The organism is Acinetobacter sp. YH12252 (assembly GCF_013417365.1).
GTDB classification, from domain to species: Bacteria; Pseudomonadota; Gammaproteobacteria; order Pseudomonadales; family Moraxellaceae; genus Acinetobacter; species Acinetobacter towneri.
In genome coordinates this window covers 293279-318858 of record NZ_VPEA01000001.1, presented here as the reverse complement: position 1 = coordinate 318858, position 25580 = coordinate 293279, and the positions used below count along the sequence as shown (strand labels likewise).

The 25580-nt window shown below is 40.5% G+C and carries 26 protein-coding genes; 14 read left to right on the top strand and 12 right to left on the bottom strand.

Annotated features, from left to right (window positions below; genetic code table 11):
* The first annotated feature begins 47 nt into the window (after nucleotides 1-47).
* The 4 genes from FTV28_RS01550 (at nucleotide 48) to FTV28_RS01535 (ending at nucleotide 2303) form a co-directional block, all read left to right on the top strand.
* Entirely contained in the window at nucleotides 48-824 is a 777-nt protein-coding gene (locus tag FTV28_RS01550) for an RNA methyltransferase (RefSeq protein ID WP_004971802.1), read from the top strand.
* A gap of 156 nt (nucleotides 825-980) precedes the next feature.
* Nucleotides 981-1595 (top strand): RNA polymerase sigma factor, encoded by a 615-nt coding sequence (locus FTV28_RS01545; protein ID WP_179989349.1) that lies wholly within the window; start codon nucleotides 981-983, stop codon nucleotides 1593-1595.
* On the top strand, nucleotides 1592-1912 hold the full coding sequence (locus FTV28_RS01540; protein WP_179989286.1) for a hypothetical protein: 321 nt from the start codon (nucleotides 1592-1594) through the stop codon (nucleotides 1910-1912). The genes FTV28_RS01545 and FTV28_RS01540 overlap by 4 nt, the downstream gene beginning before the upstream one ends.
* Nucleotides 1902-2303 (top strand): DUF3106 domain-containing protein, encoded by a 402-nt coding sequence (locus FTV28_RS01535; protein WP_004971806.1) that lies wholly within the window; start codon nucleotides 1902-1904, stop codon nucleotides 2301-2303. The genes FTV28_RS01540 and FTV28_RS01535 overlap by 11 nt, the downstream gene beginning before the upstream one ends.
* Before the next feature lie 100 nt (nucleotides 2304-2403).
* On the opposite strand, the gene FTV28_RS01530 is transcribed toward FTV28_RS01535, so the two are convergent.
* From FTV28_RS01530 to cxpE, 4 genes are all read right to left on the bottom strand, one after another.
* Entirely contained in the window at nucleotides 2404-4818 is a 2415-nt protein-coding gene (locus tag FTV28_RS01530) for a CSLREA domain-containing protein (RefSeq protein ID WP_257222778.1), read from the bottom strand.
* Between the two features lie 57 nt (nucleotides 4819-4875).
* Nucleotides 4876-6693 carry a rhombotarget A gene (gene rbtA / locus FTV28_RS01525; protein WP_167845887.1) on the bottom strand — a complete coding sequence of 606 codons (1818 nt, stop codon included), beginning with the start codon at nucleotides 6691-6693 and terminating at the stop codon, nucleotides 4876-4878.
* A gap of 122 nt (nucleotides 6694-6815) precedes the next feature.
* Nucleotides 6816-7520 carry a DnaA regulatory inactivator Hda gene (gene hda / locus FTV28_RS01520; RefSeq protein ID WP_004971812.1) on the bottom strand — a complete coding sequence of 235 codons (705 nt, stop codon included), beginning with the start codon at nucleotides 7518-7520 and terminating at the stop codon, nucleotides 6816-6818.
* A 14-nt stretch (nucleotides 7521-7534) separates the two neighbouring features.
* Nucleotides 7535-8755 carry a chloramphenicol efflux transporter CxpE gene (gene cxpE, locus FTV28_RS01515; protein ID WP_179989284.1) on the bottom strand — a complete coding sequence of 407 codons (1221 nt, stop codon included), beginning with the start codon at nucleotides 8753-8755 and terminating at the stop codon, nucleotides 7535-7537.
* Nucleotides 8756-8889: 134 nt separating this feature from the next.
* Here cxpE and purM point away from each other — a divergent pair, with 134 nt between their 5' ends.
* Both purM and purN read left to right on the top strand, forming a co-directional pair.
* Entirely contained in the window at nucleotides 8890-9960 is a 1071-nt protein-coding gene (gene purM / locus FTV28_RS01510; protein ID WP_004971815.1) for a phosphoribosylformylglycinamidine cyclo-ligase, read from the top strand.
* Between the two features lie 10 nt (nucleotides 9961-9970).
* The gene (gene purN / locus FTV28_RS01505) at nucleotides 9971-10600 is read left to right on the top strand and encodes a phosphoribosylglycinamide formyltransferase (RefSeq protein WP_104853305.1); all 630 of its coding nucleotides are present in this window, start codon (nucleotides 9971-9973) and stop codon (nucleotides 10598-10600) included.
* 89 nt (nucleotides 10601-10689) lie between these two features.
* Here the strand turns inward: purN and FTV28_RS01500 are convergent, their stop codons facing one another.
* The gene (locus tag FTV28_RS01500; RefSeq protein WP_004971819.1) at nucleotides 10690-11508 is read right to left on the bottom strand and encodes an alpha/beta fold hydrolase; all 819 of its coding nucleotides are present in this window, start codon (nucleotides 11506-11508) and stop codon (nucleotides 10690-10692) included.
* Complete coding sequence (gene sppA / locus FTV28_RS01495) at nucleotides 11505-12527, bottom strand: signal peptide peptidase SppA (RefSeq protein ID WP_004971820.1); 1023 nt, start codon at nucleotides 12525-12527, stop codon at nucleotides 11505-11507. The genes FTV28_RS01500 and sppA overlap by 4 nt, the downstream gene beginning before the upstream one ends.
* Before the next feature lie 127 nt (nucleotides 12528-12654).
* Here sppA and FTV28_RS01490 point away from each other — a divergent pair, with 127 nt between their 5' ends.
* Entirely contained in the window at nucleotides 12655-13644 is a 990-nt protein-coding gene (locus FTV28_RS01490) for a lysophospholipid acyltransferase family protein (protein WP_004971822.1), read from the top strand.
* Here the strand turns inward: FTV28_RS01490 and FTV28_RS01485 are convergent.
* Entirely contained in the window at nucleotides 13601-15946 is a 2346-nt protein-coding gene (locus FTV28_RS01485; protein ID WP_257222777.1) for a DNA internalization-related competence protein ComEC/Rec2, read from the bottom strand. The two genes, FTV28_RS01490 and FTV28_RS01485, sit on opposite strands and share 44 nt — an antisense overlap.
* On the opposite strand from FTV28_RS01485, the gene FTV28_RS01480 reads away from it, so the two are divergent.
* Nucleotides 15945-16157 (top strand): hypothetical protein, encoded by a 213-nt coding sequence (locus tag FTV28_RS01480; protein WP_179989186.1) that lies wholly within the window; start codon nucleotides 15945-15947, stop codon nucleotides 16155-16157. The two genes, FTV28_RS01485 and FTV28_RS01480, sit on opposite strands and share 2 nt — an antisense overlap.
* A 14-nt stretch (nucleotides 16158-16171) precedes the next feature.
* On the opposite strand, the gene lolD is transcribed toward FTV28_RS01480, so the two are convergent.
* On the bottom strand, nucleotides 16172-16855 hold the full coding sequence (gene lolD, locus FTV28_RS01475) for a lipoprotein-releasing ABC transporter ATP-binding protein LolD (RefSeq protein ID WP_004971826.1): 684 nt from the start codon (nucleotides 16853-16855) through the stop codon (nucleotides 16172-16174).
* Entirely contained in the window at nucleotides 16848-18083 is a 1236-nt protein-coding gene (locus tag FTV28_RS01470) for a lipoprotein-releasing ABC transporter permease subunit (RefSeq protein ID WP_104853304.1), read from the bottom strand. The genes lolD and FTV28_RS01470 overlap by 8 nt, the downstream gene beginning before the upstream one ends.
* Nucleotides 18084-18108: 25 nt before the next feature.
* On the opposite strand from FTV28_RS01470, the gene FTV28_RS01465 reads away from it, so the two are divergent.
* Complete coding sequence (locus FTV28_RS01465) at nucleotides 18109-18672, top strand: PilZ domain-containing protein (RefSeq protein WP_004971830.1); 564 nt, start codon at nucleotides 18109-18111, stop codon at nucleotides 18670-18672.
* 76 nt (nucleotides 18673-18748) lie between these two features.
* Here the strand turns inward: FTV28_RS01465 and FTV28_RS01460 are convergent, their stop codons facing one another.
* Nucleotides 18749-19660 carry a DMT family transporter gene (locus tag FTV28_RS01460; protein WP_179989282.1) on the bottom strand — a complete coding sequence of 304 codons (912 nt, stop codon included), beginning with the start codon at nucleotides 19658-19660 and terminating at the stop codon, nucleotides 18749-18751.
* Between the two features lie 12 nt (nucleotides 19661-19672).
* Nucleotides 19673-20140 (bottom strand): YaiI/YqxD family protein, encoded by a 468-nt coding sequence (locus FTV28_RS01455; protein ID WP_004971836.1) that lies wholly within the window; start codon nucleotides 20138-20140, stop codon nucleotides 19673-19675.
* A gap of 239 nt (nucleotides 20141-20379) precedes the next feature.
* Between FTV28_RS01455 and FTV28_RS01450 the strand changes: the two genes are divergently transcribed.
* Entirely contained in the window at nucleotides 20380-21312 is a 933-nt protein-coding gene (locus tag FTV28_RS01450) for a hypothetical protein (RefSeq protein WP_019837949.1), read from the top strand.
* 489 nt (nucleotides 21313-21801) lie between these two features.
* Nucleotides 21802-21942, top strand: coding sequence for a hypothetical protein (locus tag FTV28_RS01445; RefSeq protein ID WP_004971840.1), 141 nt, complete (start codon nucleotides 21802-21804; stop codon nucleotides 21940-21942).
* 95 nt (nucleotides 21943-22037) lie between these two features.
* Here FTV28_RS01445 and serC read toward each other — a convergent pair whose 3' ends face one another.
* Nucleotides 22038-23117: a 3-phosphoserine/phosphohydroxythreonine transaminase gene (gene serC, locus FTV28_RS01440; protein ID WP_179989281.1), complete on the bottom strand. Its 1080-nt coding sequence runs from the start codon at nucleotides 23115-23117 to the stop codon at nucleotides 22038-22040.
* Between the two features lie 255 nt (nucleotides 23118-23372).
* Here serC and FTV28_RS01435 point away from each other — a divergent pair, with 255 nt between their 5' ends.
* The 3 genes from FTV28_RS01435 to FTV28_RS01425 all read left to right on the top strand — a co-directional run bounded on the left by FTV28_RS01435 (nucleotide 23373) and on the right by FTV28_RS01425 (nucleotide 25189).
* Nucleotides 23373-23816 (top strand): hypothetical protein, encoded by a 444-nt coding sequence (locus tag FTV28_RS01435; RefSeq protein ID WP_131261181.1) that lies wholly within the window; start codon nucleotides 23373-23375, stop codon nucleotides 23814-23816.
* 255 nt (nucleotides 23817-24071) lie between these two features.
* Nucleotides 24072-24386, top strand: a complete 315-nt coding sequence (locus FTV28_RS01430) for a hypothetical protein (protein WP_035310653.1) — start codon at nucleotides 24072-24074, stop codon at nucleotides 24384-24386.
* Nucleotides 24376-25189, top strand: a protein-coding gene (locus FTV28_RS01425; protein WP_179989280.1) for an IS5 family transposase whose coding sequence is annotated in 2 segments (ribosomal slippage) — nucleotides 24376-24762 and nucleotides 24764-25189 — 813 coding nt in all. Because the reading frame shifts where the segments join, the coding sequence is not laid out codon by codon here. Before FTV28_RS01430 ends, FTV28_RS01425 begins: the two co-directional genes overlap by 11 nt.
* Nucleotides 25190-25580: the final 391 nt, after the last annotated feature.

The following is a 25580-nucleotide window of genomic DNA, read 5'->3' as shown; positions in this document are numbered from 1 at the left end:
TTAACAACAGCAGTCGGCCATTCGCTGACTGCTGTGGATTTTATCGCATGCCTACGATTTTTTTAGAATCAAAAGATAACCCGAAAATTAAACACTTACGTGGTTTAATTGAACAAAATAACTATCGCAAAAAACAGGGACAAACGGTACTTGAAGGTACACATTTGTGTCTGGCGTGGTTACATGAAAATAAAAAAATCAATTCGATTTTTACCACCGAACATGCACTAAGCCATCCTGACTATGAGCGTATTTTGGCTAAATACACAGGCGTGGTCTTTGTCATTGGCGAATCTTTATATAAAGATTTAAGCACTTTAGGCACTTCCCTTGCCTGTTTAGCCATTGTCGACGTGCCAAGTTCAAGCCAAGCTTTAGACTTTAAAGCAGACACACTGATTTTAGAAAATGTGCAAGATCCGGGTAATGTCGGCACCTTATTGCGCTCTGCAGCAGCAGCAGGTATTGAACAAATTATTTGTACCAAAGGTTCTGCCTCACTTTGGTCGCCACGGGTGTTACGTGCAGGCATGGGCGCACACTTTAGCTTGCATACCTTTGAAAATATTGAACTCGAAGATGTCTTAGCACAATTTCAGATTCCTGTATATGTGACCAGTTCACACCATGCAGAAAGTCTCTATTCCAAAAATCTGCGTAAGGCTTGCGTCTGGATTCTAGGCAATGAAGGTCAAGGTGTGTCCGATTATGCCTTACAGCATGCAGAAGCGGTAAGCATTCCACAACCAGGTGGACAGGAATCTTTGAATGTGGCAATTGCAGGCTCAATCTGTTTCTTTGAAATGGTACGCCAACGTCTGTAAATGGTTAATTTATTTTAAAAAGACTAGCCCTGCAAAAAAAATAGATTAGACTGAAAATAATAACTTGCAATGTCAACCAAACCATTGTTTTTAGCGTTATAAAAATATGATGTTAAAAATAATGGTGGGTATCCAATGACAGGATTTTCCATCTCTATGGATTTAAACCCGAAGTCGTCACACTCGGAAAATTTGAGTGCTCTTAAGAGTACGGCTGAGCAACGTCTGAAGAATTTCATGCAAGACGTAACGGGGCGTGCCTTAGTGATGATGGAAAGTGCAACGCAAGGACAGCACGGCATTGCTATGGATTTGGTGCAAGAAGCCTTTATTTCCTTGCATAAATCTTATGCTGACAAAGCCACAGAGGAATGGTATCCCCTGTTTTACACCATTTTAAATAACAAATTACAAGATTGGCGTCGTAAAGAAGCTCGCCGCGCTCAACCGTTTTCATGGTTCAAAAAAATTAGTTTAGATGATGACGATGTTGAACAACTTGATATTGTCGATGAGCAAGCACTCAATCCTGCAGAGTTTTTAGATCAAGCTGTGACTGTAGAAGAAATTCAGGCAGCAATTGCGGGGCTTCCTGTGCGGCAACAACAAGCTTTTATGTTACGTGCTTGGGAAGGTTTTGATACGCAAACCACCGCACAAATTATGAACTGCACTGAAGGCAGTGTAAAAACGCATTATCACCGTGCTATTCAAGCTTTACGCAAGAGTTTGGCACATATGAATCCGTATCTGGGAGGATCATCAGAATGAAACAAGATGATTTCTTAAAACAAGTGACATCTAAACTTGATGGATTGGCTCGCCACCATCAAGACAAAGCCACGGTCATGAATCATGTCTTGGACAATATTCAAGACAAGAAAACATCGCGCTATGGGCTTTGGAAAATGTCAGGTTTTGCATTGGCTGCGGCAATTGCAGGTTTTGTGGTCTTGCCAAATTCAATGGAAATGACCACACAGCCGCAGAATCAAGCTGTATCTGTTCCTAAACTTTCTCCACAAATGGTGGAAGATTTAGAAATGTTAATGGTGTTGGGTGAGGACAAAGTTCCACATGGCAGCTAAACGAATTGTGATTGCGTGTTGTGCGCTCAGTTTTTTACAAACCAGTTTTGCAGGGTTTGAGCGTTTTTGGATTTTTTCCAAAGATGCAGATACGCAAATTTCAGAAACCTGGGAAACTCTTTCTGAAGAAGAACAATTGGCCTTAATTAAGCGCTATCAAAACTTAAAAGAAATTCCTGCAGAAAAAAGCGTAGCTTTACAGCAGCGGATGGATTGGTTTACTCAACTGCCTGATAGCGAAAAACAAAAAATGCGTGAAACTTGGCAAAAAATGAGCACGCAAGAACGTCGTGAATTAGGACAACGCTTGCAACAAGCAACACCTGAACAACGACCTTTAATTCGTCAGGAATACATTCTTAAATATCAGCAGCCTGCAATGAGTCACTAATTTTATCTGTTCATGGATGATAGAAAGTACTTGAAGTCACCAATAACAAAAGCCTCATCGTGTAAAACAGATGAGGCTTTTGCAATAAAGAGTCGGTAGATTACGATTTTCTTGGACGTTGACGATAGAACGCCAATCCGATTAAACCAAACATACCCCAGAAACCTAAGCTTCCCCCACCGCCACCACTGGCTTCATAATTGGTATTTTTCGCTGTATTTTCTAAAGTAATGGTCGCTTCAGGCGATAATTCCAGTTCATGATCGAAAATCGTGTATTTCAGCTCATAATCAAATGGGCTAAAGCTATTTCGTACTTGAACCTGAATATTGCCACCATAACAAATTTCACGTGCATAATCCCCAGGACAAGGTGCTTGACGATCTGCCGTAAGTACCACACCTGAAGGTACTTGTGTAAAACGAATTGCCAGTTCTTGTCCTGTACTATCTTTATAGAATGCAGGCTTATTGGTATTTTCAGCTAAAGTACTGATTATGCCATCCCCACCATCGCTATCATTCAGCAATGGATTAAAACTCACTTTGAGGTCTGTACCATATTCAAGTCGTACACGATCATCTTTTGCAATTGGGGCAATATTGCTAAATTTACCTTCAAGTAAGCCCGAAGAATGCAAATTACTGTCCAATTTTGAGGTAATGGTGTATTTACAATACGCTGAATCGGTTGCTTCTGTGACTTTATCATTCAGTCGATACATCACAATCCGTTGCAACTGTGCATCCCATTCACATTTGAATAGTGGATCTTGGGTCAATTTATCGGTACTAAATGTGGTACCTGAACCCGAAATTGCACCAATCCCCAATACTTCAGTGCTAATGCTAAAGTTGTCAGAATTAAGCTGTCTTAACTGAACAAATTTCCCATCTGCAGTTGGTTCATCTTGCTTTAATGCCATCGCAAATGGATCAACATAAATGGCACGATATTGCTGCTTAGCTTTGGTATTCGCCAACAAATCCTGCATCGTTTTCAAATCAGTACGCGATTGAGAAACGACCGAAGATGCAGCATCTTTACTTTGATCTATCGCAGACTGAATACGGTCAATTTGTTGCTGATAATTGGCAAATAAACTTTCATAAGAGACATTACGCAAGCTTTGAATATCGGCTGCATTTAAGCGCATCACTTCTACAGAGCCAATTTCACAGGTATTTTTTGCATCAGGATTTAAAGTTAAAGTTGCATTACTCACCCGCGCTAAACCACGTTGTTCATAATCACTACACCCCATGCTGTTTACATCAATCAAATCTTTCGCAGGGTCTGAACCAAGTTTTGGATAATACAACGGCAGGAATAAATTATAAGCAGATGGTTCTTGCAAGGGCTGCAATACTTGATCAAAGCTAAGCCCTGTCAAATCCAAATTTTTAGCACCATCATAAGAACTATTTGCTGTTTCAGGCAAATCACACTCGCCTTGCTCTGTCGCTGATCCCATTGCGAATAAGGCATTGCGAATTGTGTTGATGTTGCGCGCCTGCTCTAAGCTCGCAGGGAATGCATAACGACAAGATTTACCTTGGTTAAAGGCCAACATATTAAAAGAGAGGACAATACGTGGATAATTGTCATAAAACAAAGTACTCAATGCTTTATTTTCAACAATGGTATTACTTTGCAAATACACCTGTGACAAAGTGCTAAGCGGATGATTTTCTGCATTACTTAAGTTAAAGATATGACCTTTGCTGGTATCAGCTTGGTTTTGTGCAATCGTACTGGCAGTCAACGCAAGATCTGGTTGGCCGCAAAGATCAAAAGTACTAAGACTATTTGCAGCACCATTTTTCACAATACTGCTGCGGTCAATTTTCACCATAGAGCGTGTATTGACCAAGTTGGCACTACAATCCATTGCCAACACACTACCTACTTTGGCTTGGTTCGCATGGATATAAGCATTCTCTAAATTGACTTGACGCTCCGCTTGATGAGCAACAACGTAAATTGCACCACCTTGTTCTGCATGCGACTTTTGAATTTCGACATTGTTCGCAGCTAGTGGGCCTGCCACAAATAATGCACCACCTTTGCCTGCATCTACAGGGTTCGCATTACCACCACCATTGGCATCCCCATTTTTTAGAATGACATCGTATAGCGCCACGCTGGCTTGGGTATCTGAAGTATTGATAATACGGCTATTGCCCTGTGCATTAATACTGGTTTTTAACGGTGCAATTGAAGGATAACGATGGGTAATCGGATCTACTTGGTTATAGTCGACCGCTGTCGCCCCATAAATACGCACCATAGATTGCGGGCGTAATTCTGAGTTTAAGATATATTCCCCAGCCTGCAACTGAATCATATCGGTTGCACCACGGTTGGTATTGCCTGCGCTACATCCACCGAACGCAATATTCTGCTTGGCCGCAACTAACGCTTCACGTAATGAACATTTGCTTAAGTCTTCACCATTTTGATCTTCAAAGGTCGTGACCTGAATCACACGATTATCTGCTGCCATAAGCGACATAGCAGACAGCACCATTATCCCTAATAGTGTTTTTTTATTATTTTTCATATTCATCCTTTATGCTTTTCTACGGCGTAAACCCAACAAGCCCAATAAAGCCATTAATCCGTAAGCGCTCCATGCACCGCCAGAAACTTTTATTTTATCGCTTTCCATACGATTTTCATGTTCTTGAATAACTTGGACTTTCACTTCCATATAAGGTGTTGTGCTGTTAAAACGTGTGGTACTGGTGACTAATTTAATTTTAAAAACATCTGCACCATGCCAAGCAGAATCTGGGGTATATACCAAATTCCCCAACTCATCTACGGTCAATTTTCCTTTAGAACGTGTATCGAGTTGCTCAATTTGCACACAACCTGCTTGCCATGCTTGGCCTGTCGGATTGTTTGGATAGACTTGATCACAAAATTCTTTAGGCACCAAATCACTATCACCCAACAAATCACTCACCGACATTTTAGCAATTTGACCCGCCAAAATATCTTGACCTATAAGCCCCATAGTTTCAGGAACCATCACCTCTATTGCACCACGGTCACATAAGGTAATATCTGACTGACGGTTTTTACCGCGCTGATCTGAAGCAGCACAACCGACTACCGTATTATCCCCCAGTTGTAATTGCCCCTGATTCAACACCACAGAATCTTTCAGACTGTTATAATTGAGCAATACGCGTGGGCGCATAAAGCCCAAGAATGAGTTTTCAGGAACTTGATATGGACAAAAGAGTGCCGTTTTATCTTGACTGAGGGTTTGGCATGCACCTTCAAGCAGATTACCTGCAAGCACCGAATTTGCAGTCCATAGCGTATTTGGATAGTTGCTATCGCCTGCTCCACAGCCTGCGCCGACTAAATTATTTTGCAATCTTGTTGCATCTGAACCTGCTTGCACACAGTTTGCTGCAGTATTCACACTCACAGGATGTGGATTACCCAAAATCACACTATTGGCAATATAGGCTTTACCCAAAGGTGCGTTGAGATACACACCACGGCTGTTACCAATCAAGCTAATGTTATTGACACCAATATCATCCAGCACATTCATGACATAGCCTTCATTTGCAGTAAAAGTACTGCTCACGATCATATTCCCCATACTAGGAAAGGCTTTGATTTCTTCATCTGCCAAACTTGCTGCAGAATAGAGATTGGCTGAAGCAACTGATATGGTTTTGTTGCCTTTAAATACTGAAGTTGTAATCACAAAGCGTGGGAATTGCGTATAAATGACGCCACCTTCCTGCGCTTGGTTAGCTTCAAGCAAGCTATTTTTGATCTCAATAAAACCTGCAGGGATCTTCTCGTCAGTCATTTGTGCGAGGTTATAAATTGCCCCACCTTGATTGGCTACACCCTGACTCAGTTTCACATAGTCTAAAATTAAATGTTCATTATTATAAATCAGACCACCTTGTTGCTGACGACAGCGTTCCTCACCGCAGCCCTGTAAAGTTAATTCTTTTAAAGAAACTTTTAAGAAACGATCCTTGCTATCTTCAATGTGGAAAATTCGCTCATTGCCGCGCATCTGAATCGTGGCATTATTCAAACCTGGGGCAGTTTTATCATTCAGACTACTGTCATAGGTGGTTTTAATTTCAAGGTTTTCTGTAATTTTAAGTTGAGTATCAATTTGATAGACGGCTTTCTTTTCTAATAAAATCACACTTGAGGCATTTTTGCCGCCACAGCCCAAATAGCCTTCTTCGGGCATGCCTAAATTAATATACTCAATGGCTTCACGCAAAGAACATTGTTGATCATCTGCTTTGGTGTCAGCAGTGGTGGTGACAATGATATTACTACTATATGCATGACCTGCGATAAACAGCATACCAATGCCGATGCTCTGCTTGAGCATAAGCGTACTCCTTGTAATTTTCTTTGTTTTTTTTCTTCTTTAGTTGCAAATTCCCTGCAACTTCGAATTATTTTCCGAATAATTTGGCATAGCTTGCGCAAATTCTCAAGTAATTTTAATTTTTACCGATATTCGTCAATTAAAGCATAAATCTGACGCAGGTTTGCTCCACTTAATTTCGTTTTCTCTCCTTTAAGTAATTGCACCAACTGTTCAAGGCTTTGCAGCAAAATCGAGGTCTGCTGTGGGCCATGTAACAACAAATAATCAATAATTTGTGGGTCGATGATAATCCCGCGACGCTCTAACACGGAACTCACTAAAGCTTGTCGGTCTGCATACAAACTGCCTGAAGGCACTTTAACACTCACTGCCTGCGTCAAACGTGATTGCAAATCGGGCAATTCAAGCTTTAATTCAATCGGTGCAAAACGTGATGAAAACACCAACTGACCACCAACCTCATTGCTGTAATTGATTAAGTGAAACACCGCACGTTGCCAATGTGGTACACCACTAATCGCTTCAATATCGTCTAAAGCAACCAAATCATAACGGTCTAAAGAGGTAATTGCTTCTGTTGGGGCATCCAATAATTCAAGTAAGGATACTTTAATAGCTGATTTGCCAATTTCTAAATAGGAATCGCAAATTGCAGACAATAAATGACTTTTGCCTGTGCCCGCACCACCATAGACATAAAAGCGATTGACCAATCCTGCATGAAGCTGTCGAACTGCATCAATCACATGCCCCCAACCCGGACCAGAAAAATCACTGATCCGTGCATCTAATTGAGGCTCGATATCTAACTGCAGTTGACGCATAGAATTGTAATCACCTAGGAGTTTTGCTGATCTGAGGGCTTTATCTTACTTGATTTTTCAGTCTGTTGCAGTGAATTTGCTGACTGAGGATCAAGCTCAATATCAATATGAACTTGTGCTGTATCAATGCTGATGTCACCCGATGCACCATCTTCCGACACCACCACAGGTTGCCCATACAAATAACTTTTTTCGTAAAAATCACGTAAATGACGCAGTAAAACCACAATCACTGCTGCTACTGGTAAAGCAATCAACATCCCCATGAATCCAGCCAGTTGTGCACCCGCTAAAACAGCAAACACCACCGCGACTGGAGAAAGTCCGATTTTATCGCCCAGTAAAAATGGCTGTAGAATATAGCCTTCGACTGCCTGTCCAATCATAAAGACCACGAGGACTAAAACCAATTGCATCCAGTCAATGCCAAATTGTAGGAAAGTGGCGATGATGGCTGCAACAATCCCTACAGCGAAACCTAAGTACGGAATAATACTGGCAAGTCCAGCAATCATTCCAATAATCAAGCCGACTTCTAAACCAATCAGTTGCAATCCAGTCGCATAAACCACACCCAACAAGATCATCACCAAAAACTGGCCTTTAACAAAAGCACCTAGAACACTGTGACATTCTTGTACCACAGCCAACGTGCTTTGCTCATAAGGACGCGGAATTAAGCGACGTAGACTGTCGAGCATACGCTGCCAGTCGAGTAGGAAATAGAAAGCAATAATTGGAATGAGCACCACGGTGCCACCAATTTGAATAAAATTCAAACCAGACTGTGCGACACGCAATATCATGGCTTGAATACTATCGGCGCTATAATTGGTTTGTACATAATCCATGACAATACTGCTCATGTGCGTAGTATCAATTTCCATTTCTTCAATATTGAAAGTAGCCGATGCCCATGGCAAAAAGGTCGAATTTATCCAATTAATACCAACTGGAATGCTGTCACGTGCAATAATCAACTGTTTCCAAACCAAAGGAATGATGTACCAAACAGCCAAGGTCAGCATGATGCCAATCCCAATAAAAACTAAACTGATTGACAGCCAACGTGGCAAACCGACTTTGCAAAATTGTTCAACCAGCGGGCTAAATAAATAAGCCATGAAAAATGCTACGACAAAAGGAATGACCACTGGTTTTAATAAGTACAGCACCCAAAGGAGCAGCACTATCCCAGACAGGATAAAAATGCGACGTAAGGTACGATCGACCATAGAAATTCGCCTTTTTTCAGTTTATTCGTTATAGAAGTTAAAATATTTGAATAAAGATAGCATTTTAGCGCATAAATAACATAAGAGTTTCGTATATTCAGGTATAATCGCCCCGCGAATGCGGAGACTTCATTATGAGCAACTCAACTTCTAACCCAACCACTGGTTTAAGCTATAAAGATGCTGGTGTCGATATTGAAGCGGGCGACGCGTTAGTCGATCGTATCAAATCTGTCGCTAAGCGCACGACTCGTCCTGAAGTGATGGGTGGATTAGGCGGCTTTGGCGCACTTTGTAAAATTCCGAAAGGTTATGAAGAACCTGTGCTCGTATCTGGCACAGATGGTGTAGGAACTAAATTACGTTTAGCGTTGAACCTAAACCGCCATGACACAATTGGTCAAGATTTGGTGGCAATGTGTGTAAATGACTTGCTGGTGTGCGGTGCTGAACCTTTATTCTTCTTAGACTACTATGCAACAGGTCACTTAAATGTAGACGTTGCAGCCAATGTTGTTACAGGAATTGGTAAAGGCTGTGAGCTTGCAGGCTGTGCGCTTGTAGGTGGTGAAACTGCTGAAATGCCAGGCATGTATGAAGGTGAAGATTACGATCTTGCAGGCTTCTGTGTGGGCGTGGTTGAGCAAAGCAAAATTATTGATGGCTCTAAAGTAAAAGCTGGTGACGTTCTGATTGGTGTCGCTTCTTCAGGTGCACACTCAAACGGTTACTCTTTACTTCGTAAAATTTTAGACGTAAAAAATGTTGATTTAACTCAACTGGTTGATGGTCGTCCACTGGCTGACGTTGCCATGGAACCAACACGCATTTATGTCAAATCAATGCTTGAACTGTGCAAACAAGTTGATGTGCATGCTATGGCGCACATTACGGGTGGCGGTTTACCAGGTAACTTACCACGTGTATTGCCAAATGGTGCGCAAGCAGTGATTGACGAATCATCTTGGGAATGGCCAGAACTGTTCAAATTGTTACAACGTGAAGGCGGTGTAGAACAGTTTGAAATGTATCGCACCTTTAACTGTGGTGTAGGTATGGTTGTTGTTGTAGATGCCAACGATGCAGACAAAACAGTTGAGCTTCTCAACAGCCTTGGCGAAAAAGCTTGGGTGATGGGTCGTATTCAAGACAACGCCGAATCCGTTGAAGGCGCAGATGAAAAAATTCGCGTAATTTTTGCGTGATTTGACTCAGATGATCAAAATAGCTGTCCTCGTTTCAGGCAGCGGAAGTAACTTACAAGCCCTGATAGATGCCAATCTTTCAGGGCAAATTGTTGGGGTTATTTCCAATAAGCCTGATGCCTATGCTTTACAACGCGCTCAACAAGCAGGGATTCAAACTGCAGTGATTGAGCACAAACAATATCCGAGTCGTGAATTATTTGATGATGTCATGCATCAACAATTACTTGCATGGGATGTTGATTTGGTGGTGCTTGCGGGCTTTATGCGTATTTTAAGTGCCAAATTTGTGCATGCTTGGGAAGGTAAAATGCTCAACATTCATCCTTCACTCTTGCCGCATTATAAAGGCATGCACACCCATCAACGTGTACTCAATACAGGCGATACTTTACATGGTTGTACCGTGCATTATGTCACTGCTGAATTAGATGCAGGTCAAGCACTGGCACAAGGTGTGTTGCAAGTAAACATCCACGATGATGCCGAAAGCTTGGCGAACCGTGTGCATGTGTTGGAGCATTTGATTTATCCGCAAGTGGTTGAATGGATTTGTAACGGAACCATTCAGCACACTGCGCAAGGTGTGATGTATCGCCAACAACTGATACAACAACCTGTGCAGTTTTGCAATTTTTAAATATTCTTTAAGTATGTAGCTTTTGATATATACGAAAAAACGCCTGTTGATCAGGCGTTTTTTATGGCTCGTACTTGGTTCGGACTGAATCAAACAGAAGCAGCTTTACTCTGCTGTGCCTGAATCAAGTCTTTAATCAACTGCACCGTCGCTTCAGGTTTTTCTAAAGGGAACATATGTCCACCTTCAACCACCTGATAAGCAATGTTGAATTTCTTGGCGGTAATTTGTGGGAAACCTGCTTTTAAGAACGGCCCTTTTTTTGCAATCACCAATTCTGTCGGCACTTGCAGTTTTGCTTGCGGTAACCACCACAGTGATGGATTGGTTCTAAAAATATTGACCTCGTCCATTTTTGGAATGGTCAATTGTACTCCGCCTCGCACATGGTCATCAGTCAAAGCATGCTCGATATAAGCCTGAAAACAATCGGCATCGAAATCTTGATAAAAACCTTTCGGACGCAATAAGTCTGCTGCTTGCTCACGACTTTCCCAATGATCACGACGGCGCAAAGACAAAGATGCAGGCGACAGTTGATCTACTGCTTTAAGCTTAAACATTTTGGCAAAATGTAAAAACACCGATGCTTTACCCATAATTAAAGGTGGATCAAGCATGATCACTTGTTCAAATAATTCAGGGCGTTGTAAAGAGGCTTGAAACGACAACACTGCACCTAAAGAATGCCCCAACGCAATCACTTTACGTCCCTGAGCTTGACGTACAACACTATCAATCACTTGTTGGGTTAAGCTTTGCCAATGATTATCAATCGGATAACGCTTATCTGGCCCCAACAAAGGGACGTAAATCACATCGTAATCATCTTTAAGTAAATCAAACAGTTTTTGATAAACCTTCGATGGCACGCCATTGGCATGCGCAAAATGAATCAGTGGTTTCATTGTAATTTCGCGTTTTGCTCAGTCTGAATATGTTGAGATAAAGAAGTGGCAAAGCCCTCTCCCACTGCTGCACCCATACGACCCAACACAGAGTCTAAAGGACTATGTTCAATGGTATAGTTCACTGTTTTATCTAGGTTTAAATCACGCTTCAGGCTATTTAAACTGCCAATCTTATCGGCAATGCCTAAAGTCACGGCTTGCTCACCTGTCCAGAACAGACCTGAGAAAATCGCAGGATCTTGTGATTTCAGTTTCGCGCCGCGTCCATCTTTCACTGCTTGAATAAAGTGGCCATGCACATTATCTAATACGGCTTGCACATGTTTTTTCTGTTCAGGATCAACAGGTTGTGTCATCGACAATAAGGCTTTATTTTCACCTGAGGTCATAGTACGATCTTCCACACCCATCTTCTGCATTAAACCGCTCAGCCCATAATTTGGCATAATCACGCCAATTGAACCCACCAAACTTGATGGATTGACAATAATTTCATCTGCAGCGGAAGCAATGTAATACGCACCTGAAGCGCCAGTATCGCCAATCACGGCATAGAGTTTTTTCCCTTGATGCTGTTTTTTCAGATATTGAATTTCTTGCCAGATTTCATCTGACTGCACAGGTGAACCACCCGGAGAATTAATATTTAGCACCACCGCCTGACTGTTGCTGTTTTCATAGGCTTTTTTCAGTGACTTGATGGTGTCATTGCTGTTCACACTTTGCTTATCAGATGCAATTGTGCCAACAATATCCACCACCGCGATATGTGGACTCGCTGCCGATGGATTCGTGGTCGTGGTACTGCACCCTTTGCCCATTATCACCAACAGTAAAAATATATAAGCAAAAGTTAAAAACTTAAAGAAAATCCCCCAACGACGTGCACGACGTTGTTCTTCAACTGAAGCTAAAACAGCTTTTTCTAATAGTTTCCACTCATTGCCTGTGGGCTGCTGTGCTTGTGGAGATATTTGTTGTGATTCATTTTGTGGTTTTGGTGGCCAATCGGACATGAAACAATCCAAAAAATAGTAAATTTGCTCCATTATATACACGGAATTGGCAAAAACTGTCTAAAGCCTGTATTTTCTCCTATAATATTTTACATCTTTATCCTTTCTATCAATTGATGCTGTCGTTATGACCGAACCTGCACCGACAACGGCTTTATCGCGCCTGCTTGATTTTGTCAGTCGACAACCTTTAACAGTTGCGCGTTTTTTTGCAAAATCTTTGGCTTTTTTGGTCAATACACTGCGTTTGAGTAAAACCTCTCAAACCATTCAACTCAATCTACAAATTGCGCTTCCTGAGCTGAACTCACAACAACGCGAACAGATTACCCAGCAAGCAATTCGTAACGAACTGACCTCTTATTTTGAGTTTTTTCATATTTGGGGATCAAGCAATCAAAAAAATATTCAAAGAATCCATCAGGTACATGGTTTAGAACTATTACAAGATGCACTGGCTGCACAAAAGGGTTTGGTCTTAATTGTGCCGCATTTTGGCACTTGGGAAATTATGAATGCGTGGATCGCTCAATATACGCAAATGACCATCATGTATAAACCTGTCAAAAACCCTGCGGCAGATGATTTTGTGCGCCAAGCACGTAGCCGTGAACAGGCACATTTAGTCCCAACAGATGAATCTGGGGTACGTCAAATTTTTAAAGCACTCAAACAAGGCGGAACCACTGTCATTTTGCCAGACCATACCCCAAATATAGGTGGTGAGATGATTCCTTTTTTTGGTATTCCGTTGGAATCGAGTAATTTAAGCGCCAAATTGATTCAGAAAACTAAAGCAAAAGCTTTGTTCTTATATGCGTTAAGAAATGCAGATCAAGGCTTTGATATGTATATCGAAGCGATAGATGAGCACATTTATCAGTGTGATGCCAATGCAGGGACAGCTATTATTCACCGTGCAATTGAAGATTTGATCCGTCGTTATCCTACACATTATCACTGGAGTTATAAACGCTATAAAGCCCATCCAGATTTACGCGGGGTCTATCATAAACCTGTGCAAGAAGCCTTGGCAGATGTGCAGGCTGTACGTGCCCAGACACAGAACCAAACTAACGCTGCAACCACAATTTCTGCTGCCGATACGGCTGTATAAGCATACGCTGTTGTGCATCTACAGAAAAACGTACGCTGCCCTGTTGTATGGTGTTCATGAACGGAATATTGAGCGCAGCTAAGCGTTGCTGAACTAAAGAACTAGGATGTCCATAACGATTATCAAAACCTGCAGATGCCACGGCCAATTTGGGTTTAAAATGTGCTAAAAAATCATAGGCAGAACTGTGCTTACTCCCATGATGACCCAAAATTAACACATCTACTTTTAAATCAGGATATTCCTGCAACAATTGATATTCAGTTGCCCAACCTGCATCGCCCATCACTAAAAAATGCTGATATGACTGTGCGGATGGCACTGAAATATACAACACACATGACAACTCATTTTGTTGCTGTGCGGCATAGGGTAATTGACTCGGTTTAGGAGATAAAACTTGTATCTGTACCTGATGTGGTAAAGACCACTGTTGCCCTTGCTGACACAAATTAAACTTGCTATTTACTGCCACATCTACGGTCTGATTGGCAAAGACATGCTGAATATTGACTTCATTTTGCAAATGAGGAAATGCACCACTATGGTCTTGGTCTAAATGACTTAAAACCACCAAGTCCAGTTGTTTAATACCATGCACCGCTAAAAATGGACGTAAAATTTGCTGTCCAATACTAAACTTACTTTCATCATAAGAACCGCCCACATCAATCATCATGTTGTAATGACCTGAACGTAAAAATAAAGCTTGTCCCTGCCCCACATCGAGTACTGTTAATTCAAATGGTTGTCGTTGGCTATCGACTATAATCAGTGGAACAAAACATAAGATTGCCCAAGTTTTAGGCAATACCGATTGTGGTAAAAATAGCAGAAATAAGCCTAAACATAGACAGACATACACCGCTGCAGACATCGACAAAGTATGTAACTGTGGTACAAAAACGGTTTCCATCCCCCGAAAAATCAAGCGCAACAAAGCCATAGCTAGATCATTCAATTGAAACAGTATTGACGCCAAGGGTTCAAAAATAAAAAAGCAAATTCCTGCCAAAACATCTAAAGGCACGATCAGCATACCAATCAATGGAATTGCGATGATATTAATAAGCGGTGCAATCCACGCCACTTGTTTAAAAAACACAATCACCAAAGGAAATAAGGCAATAAAAATTTTCCATTGCGACTCGATTAGAATTTTGCTGGCATGTTTCAGTTGCTGCCAACGATTCAGCTCTATACGTGGTTGCGCACTCAAGCTCTGATAAATACGCAGTAGAATAAAACAGGCCCCGTAAGACAGCCAAAAAGCAGCAGACAGTACACTTAAAGGATCAAACCATAATAATAAGGCAGCACTATAAATCAGCAAGGCAAAGCCTTGAAGCTTCTGCTTCAGCACTAACATTACTGTCACTAGACTGCACATCAGCAAGGTTCTTAATGCAGGAATTTCAAAACCGACAAAGGCGGTGTACAGCAATACACAACTTAAAAATGGCAACATGAGCAAGTATTGTTTAGGCATCCACAAATACCAATGCGGACGGTAATACCTAATCAGCTGACGTAATGCCCAACATAGCATGCCTGCAAAAATCAGCACATGTGGCCCTGAAATAGCCAATAAGTGGCTAATTCCAAAACGCTGAAACTGTGCTTCAGTTTCTGCATCTAATAGGCTTTTATCTCCTGTGAGTAATGCAAGAATTAAACCTTGATGATGCAAAGGTTGCTGCTGAATAAACAGTCGAATTTGATAACGCTGCTGTTCAATCCATAATCGAAATTTTGCCCATAGCGTCTGTTGGGCACGCCAATGTTGTGTAAACCCCATGGCATAAATTTGTTCAGCCGAGATAGGCTGAATCTGCTCAACCCGAAAACCACTCATAATATTTTGCTGTAAATACCACCGCTCTACATCAAATGCACCTGCTGTGGCATAACTATGCGCAGGGCGAATTTTTCCACTTAATTTGTAATAGTGTCCAAGTTTTAAATTTTGCTCTTGATCTACCTGAGTTTGTGCTAAAGTTGCTAACCATGTCACTGTTTGAGGATGTCGGTTTAACACCTCAACCCTTTGTGAAATGCTGTTGTCATTTAGCTGATTTAACTGTCTGACATAAACCACGACTTCAGCAAATTCAGGTTGTAGTTCACGCCATTGCAAACGCTGCTGCATCTGCGTATCCGCATAGATCAAACCGAAAACAAGACTCAAAACACCTGCCACTCCTACATTCAAACATTTCCAATAGATTGAAGATAAGCGAGCTTGCAACAAGTATTGCACAACGATACTGCATAAAATCAGTAAAACCATTGCACTAGGCATGGAAGTCAATGAATGTATTGGAAAAGAAGAAGAACGTATTCCGACACAGGCGATCCCAATCACCCAAGCCAGACCAATCAATTGCAGCATGAATATTAAACTTATTATTTTTATTGGCATGCATCATAAAGCCCACCGAAGTGGGCTTCAACAAAAAAATCTTATTCCAGCAATTGCGGTTTTAAACGCAGTCGCTTTTGAGTGGCTTTAGGAGCGATGCTCACACTAAGCATCTACCCAAACACCATCTTGCATGTGCAAAATGGTATCGGCAGATTTTGCCAGTTCTTCATCATGGGTCACAATCAGCATCGCCATGTTAAATTCACTGCGTAATTCACGCAGCAATTCAAAAATTTTAACTGCAGTTTTGCGGTCTAAGTTTCCAGTAGGCTCATCGGCAAGCATGAGTGCGGGTTTCGCCACCAACGCACGTGCCAATGCAACACGCTGACGTTCCCCTCCAGAAAGCTCACCAGGTTTGTGGGTTAAACGATGCGACAAACCGACACGCTCAAGCAGATACTCTGCCTGTGCCTTCACCTCTTTATAGTTCGTGCCTGCGCGTAACATTAACGGCATCGCCACATTTTCAAGCGCACTAAACTCAGGCAGCAAGTGATGAAACTGATAAACAAAACCGAGGTATTGATTACGCAAATAACCGCGCTCAGCTTCGCCTAAATTGTCAAAACGCTGACCATTTAAAAATACTTCGCCTGTACTTGGTCGGTCTAAGCCACCTAAAACATGCAATAAGGTACTTTTACCCGAACCACTCGCCCCAACAATAGACACAAATTGCCCCTGCTGAACTTGTAAATCTAGACCACGAATCACTTCAACAGTGGTTTTGCCATCGGTAAAGTGTTTAGAAACTTGTTTGGCTTCCAGAACAATCTTACTCATAACGCAATGCCTCTGCTGGTTGAATTTTCGCGGCACGTAATGCAGGGTAAATCGTCGCCAAGAAACTTAAAATTAATGACAAGCTCACAATCACCACCACATCTTGCCATCTTAAATATGAAGGTAAGTAGTTGATAAAGTAGGCATCAAATAAGTTTAGCCCTAATACATTATTCAACCATGCAATAAAGCCACTGATACTGGACGCGAAAATAATCCCCAAGATTGCACCTGAAACCGTACCAATAACCCCAATGACCGTACCTTGCACCATAAAAATTTTGGTAATCGTGCTTGGTGATGCACCCAAGGTTCTTAAAATCGCAATATCCGATTTTTTATCGGTCACAACCATCACCAAAGAAGACACGATATTAAATGCAGCCACCAAAACAATTAGGAATAACAATAGGCTCACCATCGCCTTTTCCATTTGAATGGCGCTAAACAAGTTGCCGTGCGTATAAGTCCAGTCCGAAGCATAAAAATTGGCAGGTAGCTCTTGCACAATATCTCGAGATACTTGTGGTGCAGCAAAAATATCATCCAGTTTTAAACGTACACCTTGCGCACCATCGGGTAAACGCAGCAAAGTCGAAGCATCATTCAGGGCGATATATCCCATCATCGAATCGACTTCTGCACCAATACTAAAAATACCAACCACTTTGAAGCGTTTAAAACGCGGTACAACCCCTGCAGGGGATGGCGTTGCTTCAGGTAAAACCAAGGTGATGCTGTCGTTTAAACCCAAACCCAAGGCATCAGTCATTTGTTTGCCCAAAACAATACCGAACTCACCCTTTTTCAGATTGTCGATACTGCCTGCAACCATGTGGTTTTGAATGATGGATACTTTCTTTTCGTATTCGGGTTCAATTCCCGTGACCATAATGCCCGACACTTGCCCTTGTGCGGTCAACATGCCTTGCAATTGCGTAAATGGTGCAGCACCAACAACATGCTTATGTTGCTCAACTTTCGTTGCAAGTTCTGGCCAATTTGTTAAAATTTGTGTTGATGAAACAGTGGCTTGAGGTATCATGCCCAAGACACGATTTTTTAATTCACGATCAAAACCATTCATCACCGAAAGTACGGTAATGAGGACGGCAACACCCAAAGTTAGACCGATCATCGAAACTAAGGCAATAAAAGAAATAAAGTGGTTACTGCGCCGAGCGCGCGTATATCTCAACCCTATATATAGCGAGATTGGTTTAAACATACCATCAAGTCCGAGGTAATACATTATGGAAAATTTACAGCATCAAAGCGTCGCGTCTGAACGTCGTGTCATGTCACGAATTGATGCTGCCCTGAGAATCAATTACCAGATCATTTCTGACGATGTTGCGCTGAACGACCCTTACGATGCTAATTTTGTTTTACCGCGTTATTTTCTACTACTCGCAGAATTAGATCAATTTGATCATGCATTAAACTACGAATTAGAACAATTAACTGAAAAAGATCAACAAATTGCTCGAATCTTATCCTTATTCAACCAAAAATTAAACCTTATTACAGGGTCTTTATACGATGCAATTGTACAAAGCATGTTACCTATCCCTGAACAGGTCAATTTTTCAGAAAGTGGTTTCAGTTTTTATAGTGAACGTGAATTAAACACGGGCAGTTATATTCATGTCACGCTCAGCCATCCTGAAAACTTTTTCCATATAGCCGCAACCGCGCAAGTGGTTTACAGCCGTGAAGAAGAAAATGGACAATATCGTACTGGGGCGTATTTTATTACTTTACACCCTCAAGATCGCGTCAAACTTGCAGAAGCCGTTGCTTTAAAACAAGCATAATCTAAGAAATAAAATAAATCATTTCTGCATGTTCGCGTATATAAAATCACGTGGATAACGCCATCTTTGCATATCGTTAGGATGGTGTTTTGATTTTCTGAGCCAATGCCCGACTTGCTTTAAGATCACGATAAAAATACAGCACTAAGCCTGACAATAAAACCAAAGCGCCCAAAAATACCATGACCGATAAAGCTTCTTGATTGAGTAAAGCACCAATCAACAAAGCAATCATTGGCGTCATGACGGTGGTTAAAGATAAGGTGGTCGCCTGAATATTCTGCACCAATTTAAAATAACAGAACATTGCAATCAAAGAAGCCATGATCACGGTATAAAGTAAAGCTGCGATAGATTTAAGACTCGGCAAACTAGTCGGTACATATTGCCAAATAAACGGCACAATACATAAAGCCGCAATGGTTGATACCAAAATCGAGCCAGTTGCCTGTGCTACAGGTTCAACTTGCGCATTAACTTTTTTCACCCAGAAAATAGACATGGTGTAGGTCAATACACTAAACAGCATTAAAACAATACCCAGAGGATGCACATGCTGTGTTTCGCCGCCAAAGCAGATGATGCCAAGCCCTAAAATGGACACTGTCATTCCGATCCATTGAATACGTGCCAAATGCAACTGAAACACAAAACGACCAATCAAACCTGCTATGATGGGGGTCAGACCAAACATCAGGGCGATAATGCCTGAGCTTAAATAAGCGGTGGCAATGTAGGTGAAAATTTGTGAACCGATCAGACTAAACGAACCTGCCAAATAACTATGCCACGCTTGTAGATGATGTGGAAATTTCACTTTTAACAGCAGCAATAAAATAATAGCTAAGGGCAAAGCAATGAAAAAACGTAGCACCAAAGCCCAAAGCATGTGTAAATCTGACACACTCCAGACAATTGCCAAAGGCGTTGTTGCCCAAATGAAAACCAATAAGGCATAGGTCATCATAATATTGGTTTTAGAAGGCATGCGTGACTCGTATTAAGCAGTTTTACGTTTTTGCTTTTGGATAGTTTGATCTAGACTACTTGAAAACTCACGTTTATCACGTTCTGAAATAGGTGCTGGCCCACCTGTTTGTACGCCTGCACCACGCAAAGTATCCATAAAATCACGCAAATGCAGACGCGCTTTCACATTGGCAACAGTATAAATTTCACCACGTGGATGAATCGCTATTCCGCCCTTTTCAATCACTTGTGCCGCTAGTGGAATATCCTGCGTGATCACAATGTCGTGTTCCTTCATGCGATCTACAATTTCCTGATCGGCGGCATCGGCACCATGCATCACTTGAATAGAGTTAATCCGTACCGAAGGCGTAATCCCGACCGATTGATTGGCAACAAAAGTGACTTCAAGTTGGTAACGATCTGAAGCACGTAAAATGACTTCTCTTAGAATTTTAGGTAATGCATCTGCATCAACCCAAAGTTTAAATGGCAGCACTGTGCAACCCTGATAATAATATGCGACTAGTGTATCAAACTCATTACATTGCAGTATGTTTAAAATGCTCAGAATTGCATGCTAAAGTGTAGATGGATGTGATTTTGTTTCTGCTGCATCGCTGTCCACAATCTGTACAAATGCAGTGGCATTACATGAAATTTCAGCCAAAGACTTGAAAAATCGAAATAACCCTCGATCTAAGAGTAAAGAAAAGAACCCAACATCTCAAAGTGCTTATGAACAATCAAAATAGACCAGAAATCATCCGCATTGAAGATCAGAACTTCGGCAGCCATGTTGAACATTGGAATTTACTCACGGATGAACCCTGCACCGAAGTTCCAAAATGGTTAGGACTGGCTCTAGATGCACCAATTATGCCAATGGGTTTATGCCGCCAAGAAGCAGAAATGGATCAAAGCACATGGCTGATTCAAGGCCCAAGCAAAGAGGCAATTCAATTGACACAAGTGATTGCGGTTGAAAATAACAAACCACAAGCTGTAAAAACGGCTTTCCCTTGCTTTGAAAGTCCTTACAAAGTTGAAGCTAAAATTGAACGTATCATTAGCTGCAAATCTAACACTCAAGCGGTGCTTCGACTCAATTTAGGCAACAACAGTATTGTCTATGCTTTTGACAGTTTATACAGCGTCAACCATCAACAATACCAAAAAGATCAAACCTACTGGGTGCATTTAAACGCATGGGCGTATGAACTTGAAGCTGTTGCTGAAGGCGAACAATTGGTGGTCGATGATCCTGCGTCAATTAAACACCATCGTGCGCTGAATGATATTTTAGCAGCCAATGATGGTGTTGCACCTGCCAATCTGCAAGAACAAATTGACGCATGGCAACCTAAGTCCGAAGATGACAAAGCACCTGTAACGGTGGATTTTTCTAAAATGGTCGCATATTTATATGGCGAAAATATCGGTCAGGAAGATGAAGCTTGGTTTCAGGGCAATGTTGTTGGTAAAACCAGTTTTGAATTCATGAATCAAGCCTATACTGTTTATGATGTCACTCTAATTCATGATGAAAATCAGCCTGCGATTTTAATTCGTCTTGCAACTAAAAATCCTGCGCACCAAAACTTTGAAATTGGACAATACATTCGTGGCAATATTTGGATTCAAGCCAATATTCACAATATAAAACAGTAGTTTATTAAAAATAAACCTCAAAGTAGCTGTCTAAATAATAAATTCATATTCATCATCCCCCCATCCTCGCCTTCTCCTCAGGGAGAAGGAACTTTCAATACTTATTTCACTGATGGCTTATAATCAATTTTTGATTGTTAAAAGCGTGCTATTGATAGTATGAATATATTGATGCTTATTTAAGCATTTTAAATTCAAAAAAACGCAGTTATCCACAGCTTTAAATTTATTATAAATTCAAAATCAGCCATATTTTAAATCGAATATGTGGATAAGTTATTTTAAAACCCAAACATCTGCACCAAGCACCGTAGATAATCTGAAAGCCTTGAGTGGTGCGGATTTTAAAAATCAACACAGAATTAATTCATTATTGGCAGATATTATATTTAAAATAAAATTAGTACTTTATTTAATCAATTTTTTATGCTAAAAATATAGCCGTATTTAAATATTTAACGATAAATAGATCATCGGAAAATAATATCTATGAAAATCGTGCAAGAAGAAAACTTACAGCATGTAGAACATCAACTTGAGCAACGCTATCAGCTCGACCCGATGTCTTGCCTATTTTTTGCATTAGGCATGCTGCTCTCCGCCTACGGCTTACACTATTTTGTGTTCTGAGTTTCACTCATCAACAAGCCTCTATGACTTTTCACCTATTTCTATAAAAAAAACCCAGCTAATTCAGCTGGGTTTTTGCTTTTTACTACTATCAATTAACCGTGACGTTTTGCAAAGTCATCCATAAAGTTAACCAAAGCTTGTACGCCATCTAATGGCACTGCATTATAAATACTTGCGCGCATACCACCTACAGAACGGTGACCTGCCAAGTTCAACAAACGGTTTTCTTCAGCTTCTTGCAAGAATTGTTTTTCCAGTGCGGCATCAGCCAAAGTAAACGGAACGTTCATAATTGAACGGTTTGCGCTATAAATTGGATTCGCGTAGAAATCGCTTGAATCGATATAACCGTATAATAATTTCGCTTTTTCTAGGTTAGCTTGATGAATCGCATCTACACCACCGTTTTGCAATAACCACTCAAACACTAAACCAGACAAATACCATGCATAAGTTGCAGGTGTATTCACCATGGAATCATTTTTTGCCTGTGCTGAATATTTCAAAATGCTTGGAATTTCAGGCTTGGCTTGATCAAGCAAATCTTCACGTACAATCACAATGGTTAAACCTGCTGGGCCAATATTTTTTTGCGCACCTGCATAAATCAGACCAAATTTAGATACATCTAAAGGTGCAGATAAAATGCTTGATGAGAAATCACATACCAACGGTTTGTCTGTTTCTGGAATATTGGCAAACTGCAAACCACCAATTGTTTCGTTATCTGCATAATGCACATAGGCAGCATCGGCAGATAAGTTCCATTGGCTTTGTTCGCTAATGGCATGCTTACCTTCAATCTGAATACCCGCTTCAACGACATGAATATCGCCATAGCGCTGCGCTTCTTTTAAGGCTTTTTCAGACCAAATACCCGTGTGGATATAATCTGCCTTGTTGTTTTTACCCAAAAAATTCAATGGAATCGCAGAGAATTGTAGCGATGCACCACCCTGCAAGAACAATACTTTGTAGTTCTCAGGAATATTCATGAGTTTGCGCAGGTCTGCTTCCGCTTTTTCAGCCATGGCAACATAGTCGGCACTACGGTGGCTCATTTCCATGATCGAAAGACCTTTGCCATGCCAGTCAAGCATTTCAGCTTGAGCTTTTTCAAGTACGGCAGTCGGTAATGCTGCAGGACCAGCACAGAAGTTGTACGCGCGCATGATTTTTCCTTTCAGAGTGAAACACAATAAAATGATGGCATTTAACCATATCTGGCAGAGTCTTGCACAAAATTATTTCAATCTATGAGCCAAGATAGAGTCAAAAAATCAATGTAGATTCGAGGGATAAATTTACTAAATCAAAAAAAGAGGTTGAAATGTATGCGACAATATCTGTCGCAAATTGATCAAAAAAACCACCCACTACTCCTAATTAAATGATATTTTAAATAAATATTAAAGGAGAAATAAACAATGACAACATTCCTCAATCACTTTAAGGTAGATAAAAATTTACTTGAAGTTGACTTCTTTGACCCTAATCTGGAAACAGATACTCGCTTATACATTGATAGTTATTATTTAACTCGTTGTGAGAACATACATTCCAAGTCTGCTCTGACTACTCAGCAAAATTTTATGAAATGTTTAATGGAAGCTCTTAAAGAAAAAGATGAAATTAAAGCAAGAAAATTATGCTCCCATTTTCCTGAGCCCAAATATACTGGCATTGGTGCAACTAAAGAAGGAGTAAATGGCAAAGGATCACACGATATTAAAGTTGAATATATACTCACATGCTTAAAGTCTTCTCAGGCAGCTCAGACAGGCTTATTAGAAGATCTTGAAGAATTAATATTAGTTGCAGATGGTATAGGTCTGGACACTATTTCAGATATAACGACTAGGGTCTGTTGACATTTCATAAATGGCTTGCGCTGTAGGCTAAAACTGAGCAGATCAGGCATGAAACGCAAGGAATAGCGAGATTATTGCTAAGTTTCATAACACAATCTGAGAAAGTTTTAGCCACAGCCTTTCAGGGCGAGCATATTTTTTGCTGCTATTGCGTTATGTGCCAGTCATTTAAAATGACTAAATTTCCTGTCCCATGCCTTATAGCAGCTAAAAAACCTTGCGAGATATATCTCTCATGCCGCAAACATAGACGAATTGTCAACAAACCCTAATATTTGCTTTAAACATTTTGCAGAATATACATTAGAACAATGTGAAAAATTAGGTATAGAAACGACTGAAACAAAAGAGGCTATTCATTTCTTTTGTGCAATCGATAACGAATGGAAAAAATCAAAATTTTCACTTCCTCACGCTCCTTGGGGGCCTAATAAAGTTGTTGGACCTGTAATTTTGTTACCTCAAAATATCTTGGAATCTATGATTAGCTATAAAACTAATTATTTTTTCACTAATATTAGACCTCTTGCGAAAGTAAAAAATTGTTTATACTCATCTCATGAAATATGAAAATTTAACAAGATTTAATGATGAAGAATTTAAACGACTTGTTGGAGTTCCTCGTCCATTATTCTTAAAAATGGTATCAGTGTTACAACATGCTGAACTTGCCAAGAAAAAATCTGGAAGACCTCATTCGTTGTGTTTAGAGGATCAATTGTTGTTAACTTTAAATTACTTACGCTGTTATAGAACTCAAATTGAGTTATCCGCCGACTATAACCTAGCTGAAAGTAATGTGAATCGTACGATTCAGAAAGTTGAAAATGCTCTGATTCAATCACGGATTTTCGCATTGCCGAAAAGGAATCAAAAGTTTAATGAGGGGGATTATGTAATCGTTGATGTTACTGAGTCACAGATTGAGCGTCCCAAAAAAACAAAGAAAATTCTATAGTGGTAAAAAGAAGAAACATACGCTAAAAACACAGGTCATTTTTAACCCCCAATTAAAGCAAATTGTAAGTATACAGATTGAAGATGGCAGAAAACACGATCTGAACATTGCGCGTAAGCATTTGAAGGAGATGATTATTTATCCTTATATCATAGCAGATTTAGCCTATAAAGGATTTCATCAGATTAAGAGTAAGTTACTCATTCCAATCAAGAAACCTAACAATTTATCATTACCCCAAATAGCAAAACAGATCAACCAAGAAATCAGTCGGCGTAGGATCACAATTGAACATATCAACGGCAAACTTAAACATTTTCGGATATTAACAGAACGCCATAGAAATAGACGGAAACGATTTGGTCTAAGAATGAATTTAATTGCTGGAATGGTGAATTGGATGCTCTTAAATTAACTTTCGCAAGAGATCTATTGCCACCCCTTTATTTAAAGAAGAAGTTTTACGTAGAGATGCTTCAGCAAGCTTTATTTATTCTTTAAAATCTGGCGAGAAAAGAGTGAATGTAAAAAAATGCGAGAGCAACATCCTGAATTTCGAGGGGGGAAAAAGCAATATGGATGAATTAATCGCAAAAAATCCAAGACTTTTAAAAGAATATATAGAGAAAAAGTAGCTAAAAAACGCTATTTAAAAAGAAAAGGTAAAAAAAGAAGATTAGAGGACGCATAAGCGTGCTTTTTATAGACAAATGTACAAGAAACAATACTATAACTTTACACTAGTTCTATCTGCGAACCTTTGATTTATACTAGCGGGATAACATTACCGGCTTTATATCAGTTTA

Bases quoted from the DNA above. Each gene is read 5' to 3' on its own strand.
- FTV28_RS01550 (WP_004971802.1), top strand. From the start codon at position 48: ATGCCTACGATTTTTTTAGAATCAAAAGATAACCCGAAAATTAAACAC.
- FTV28_RS01545 (WP_179989349.1), top strand. From the start codon at position 981: ATGGATTTAAACCCGAAGTCGTCACACTCGGAAAATTTGAGTGCTCTT.
- FTV28_RS01540 (WP_179989286.1), top strand. From the start codon at position 1,592: ATGAAACAAGATGATTTCTTAAAACAAGTGACATCTAAACTTGATGGA.
- FTV28_RS01535 (WP_004971806.1), top strand. From the start codon at position 1,902: ATGGCAGCTAAACGAATTGTGATTGCGTGTTGTGCGCTCAGTTTTTTA.
- FTV28_RS01530 (WP_257222778.1), bottom strand. From the start codon at position 4,818: ATGTCGCTTATGGCAGCAGATAATCGTGTGATTCAGGTCACGACCTTT.
- rbtA (WP_167845887.1), bottom strand. From the start codon at position 6,693: ATGCTCAAGCAGAGCATCGGCATTGGTATGCTGTTTATCGCAGGTCAT.
- hda (WP_004971812.1), bottom strand. From the start codon at position 7,520: ATGCGTCAACTGCAGTTAGATATCGAGCCTCAATTAGATGCACGGATC.
- cxpE (WP_179989284.1), bottom strand. From the start codon at position 8,755: ATGGTCGATCGTACCTTACGTCGCATTTTTATCCTGTCTGGGATAGTG.
- purM (WP_004971815.1), top strand. From the start codon at position 8,890: ATGAGCAACTCAACTTCTAACCCAACCACTGGTTTAAGCTATAAAGAT.
- purN (WP_104853305.1), top strand. From the start codon at position 9,971: ATGATCAAAATAGCTGTCCTCGTTTCAGGCAGCGGAAGTAACTTACAA.
- FTV28_RS01500 (WP_004971819.1), bottom strand. From the start codon at position 11,508: ATGAAACCACTGATTCATTTTGCGCATGCCAATGGCGTGCCATCGAAG.
- sppA (WP_004971820.1), bottom strand. From the start codon at position 12,527: ATGTCCGATTGGCCACCAAAACCACAAAATGAATCACAACAAATATCT.
- FTV28_RS01490 (WP_004971822.1), top strand. From the start codon at position 12,655: ATGACCGAACCTGCACCGACAACGGCTTTATCGCGCCTGCTTGATTTT.
- FTV28_RS01480 (WP_179989186.1), top strand. From the start codon at position 15,945: ATGGAAGTCAATGAATGTATTGGAAAAGAAGAAGAACGTATTCCGACA.
- FTV28_RS01485 (WP_257222777.1), bottom strand. From the start codon at position 15,946: ATGCCTAGTGCAATGGTTTTACTGATTTTATGCAGTATCGTTGTGCAA.
- lolD (WP_004971826.1), bottom strand. From the start codon at position 16,855: ATGAGTAAGATTGTTCTGGAAGCCAAACAAGTTTCTAAACACTTTACC.
- FTV28_RS01470 (WP_104853304.1), bottom strand. From the start codon at position 18,083: ATGTTTAAACCAATCTCGCTATATATAGGGTTGAGATATACGCGCGCT.
- FTV28_RS01465 (WP_004971830.1), top strand. From the start codon at position 18,109: ATGGAAAATTTACAGCATCAAAGCGTCGCGTCTGAACGTCGTGTCATG.
- FTV28_RS01460 (WP_179989282.1), bottom strand. From the start codon at position 19,660: ATGCCTTCTAAAACCAATATTATGATGACCTATGCCTTATTGGTTTTC.
- FTV28_RS01450 (WP_019837949.1), top strand. From the start codon at position 20,380: ATGAACAATCAAAATAGACCAGAAATCATCCGCATTGAAGATCAGAAC.
- FTV28_RS01445 (WP_004971840.1), top strand. From the start codon at position 21,802: ATGAAAATCGTGCAAGAAGAAAACTTACAGCATGTAGAACATCAACTT.
- serC (WP_179989281.1), bottom strand. From the start codon at position 23,117: ATGCGCGCGTACAACTTCTGTGCTGGTCCTGCAGCATTACCGACTGCC.
- FTV28_RS01435 (WP_131261181.1), top strand. From the start codon at position 23,373: ATGACAACATTCCTCAATCACTTTAAGGTAGATAAAAATTTACTTGAA.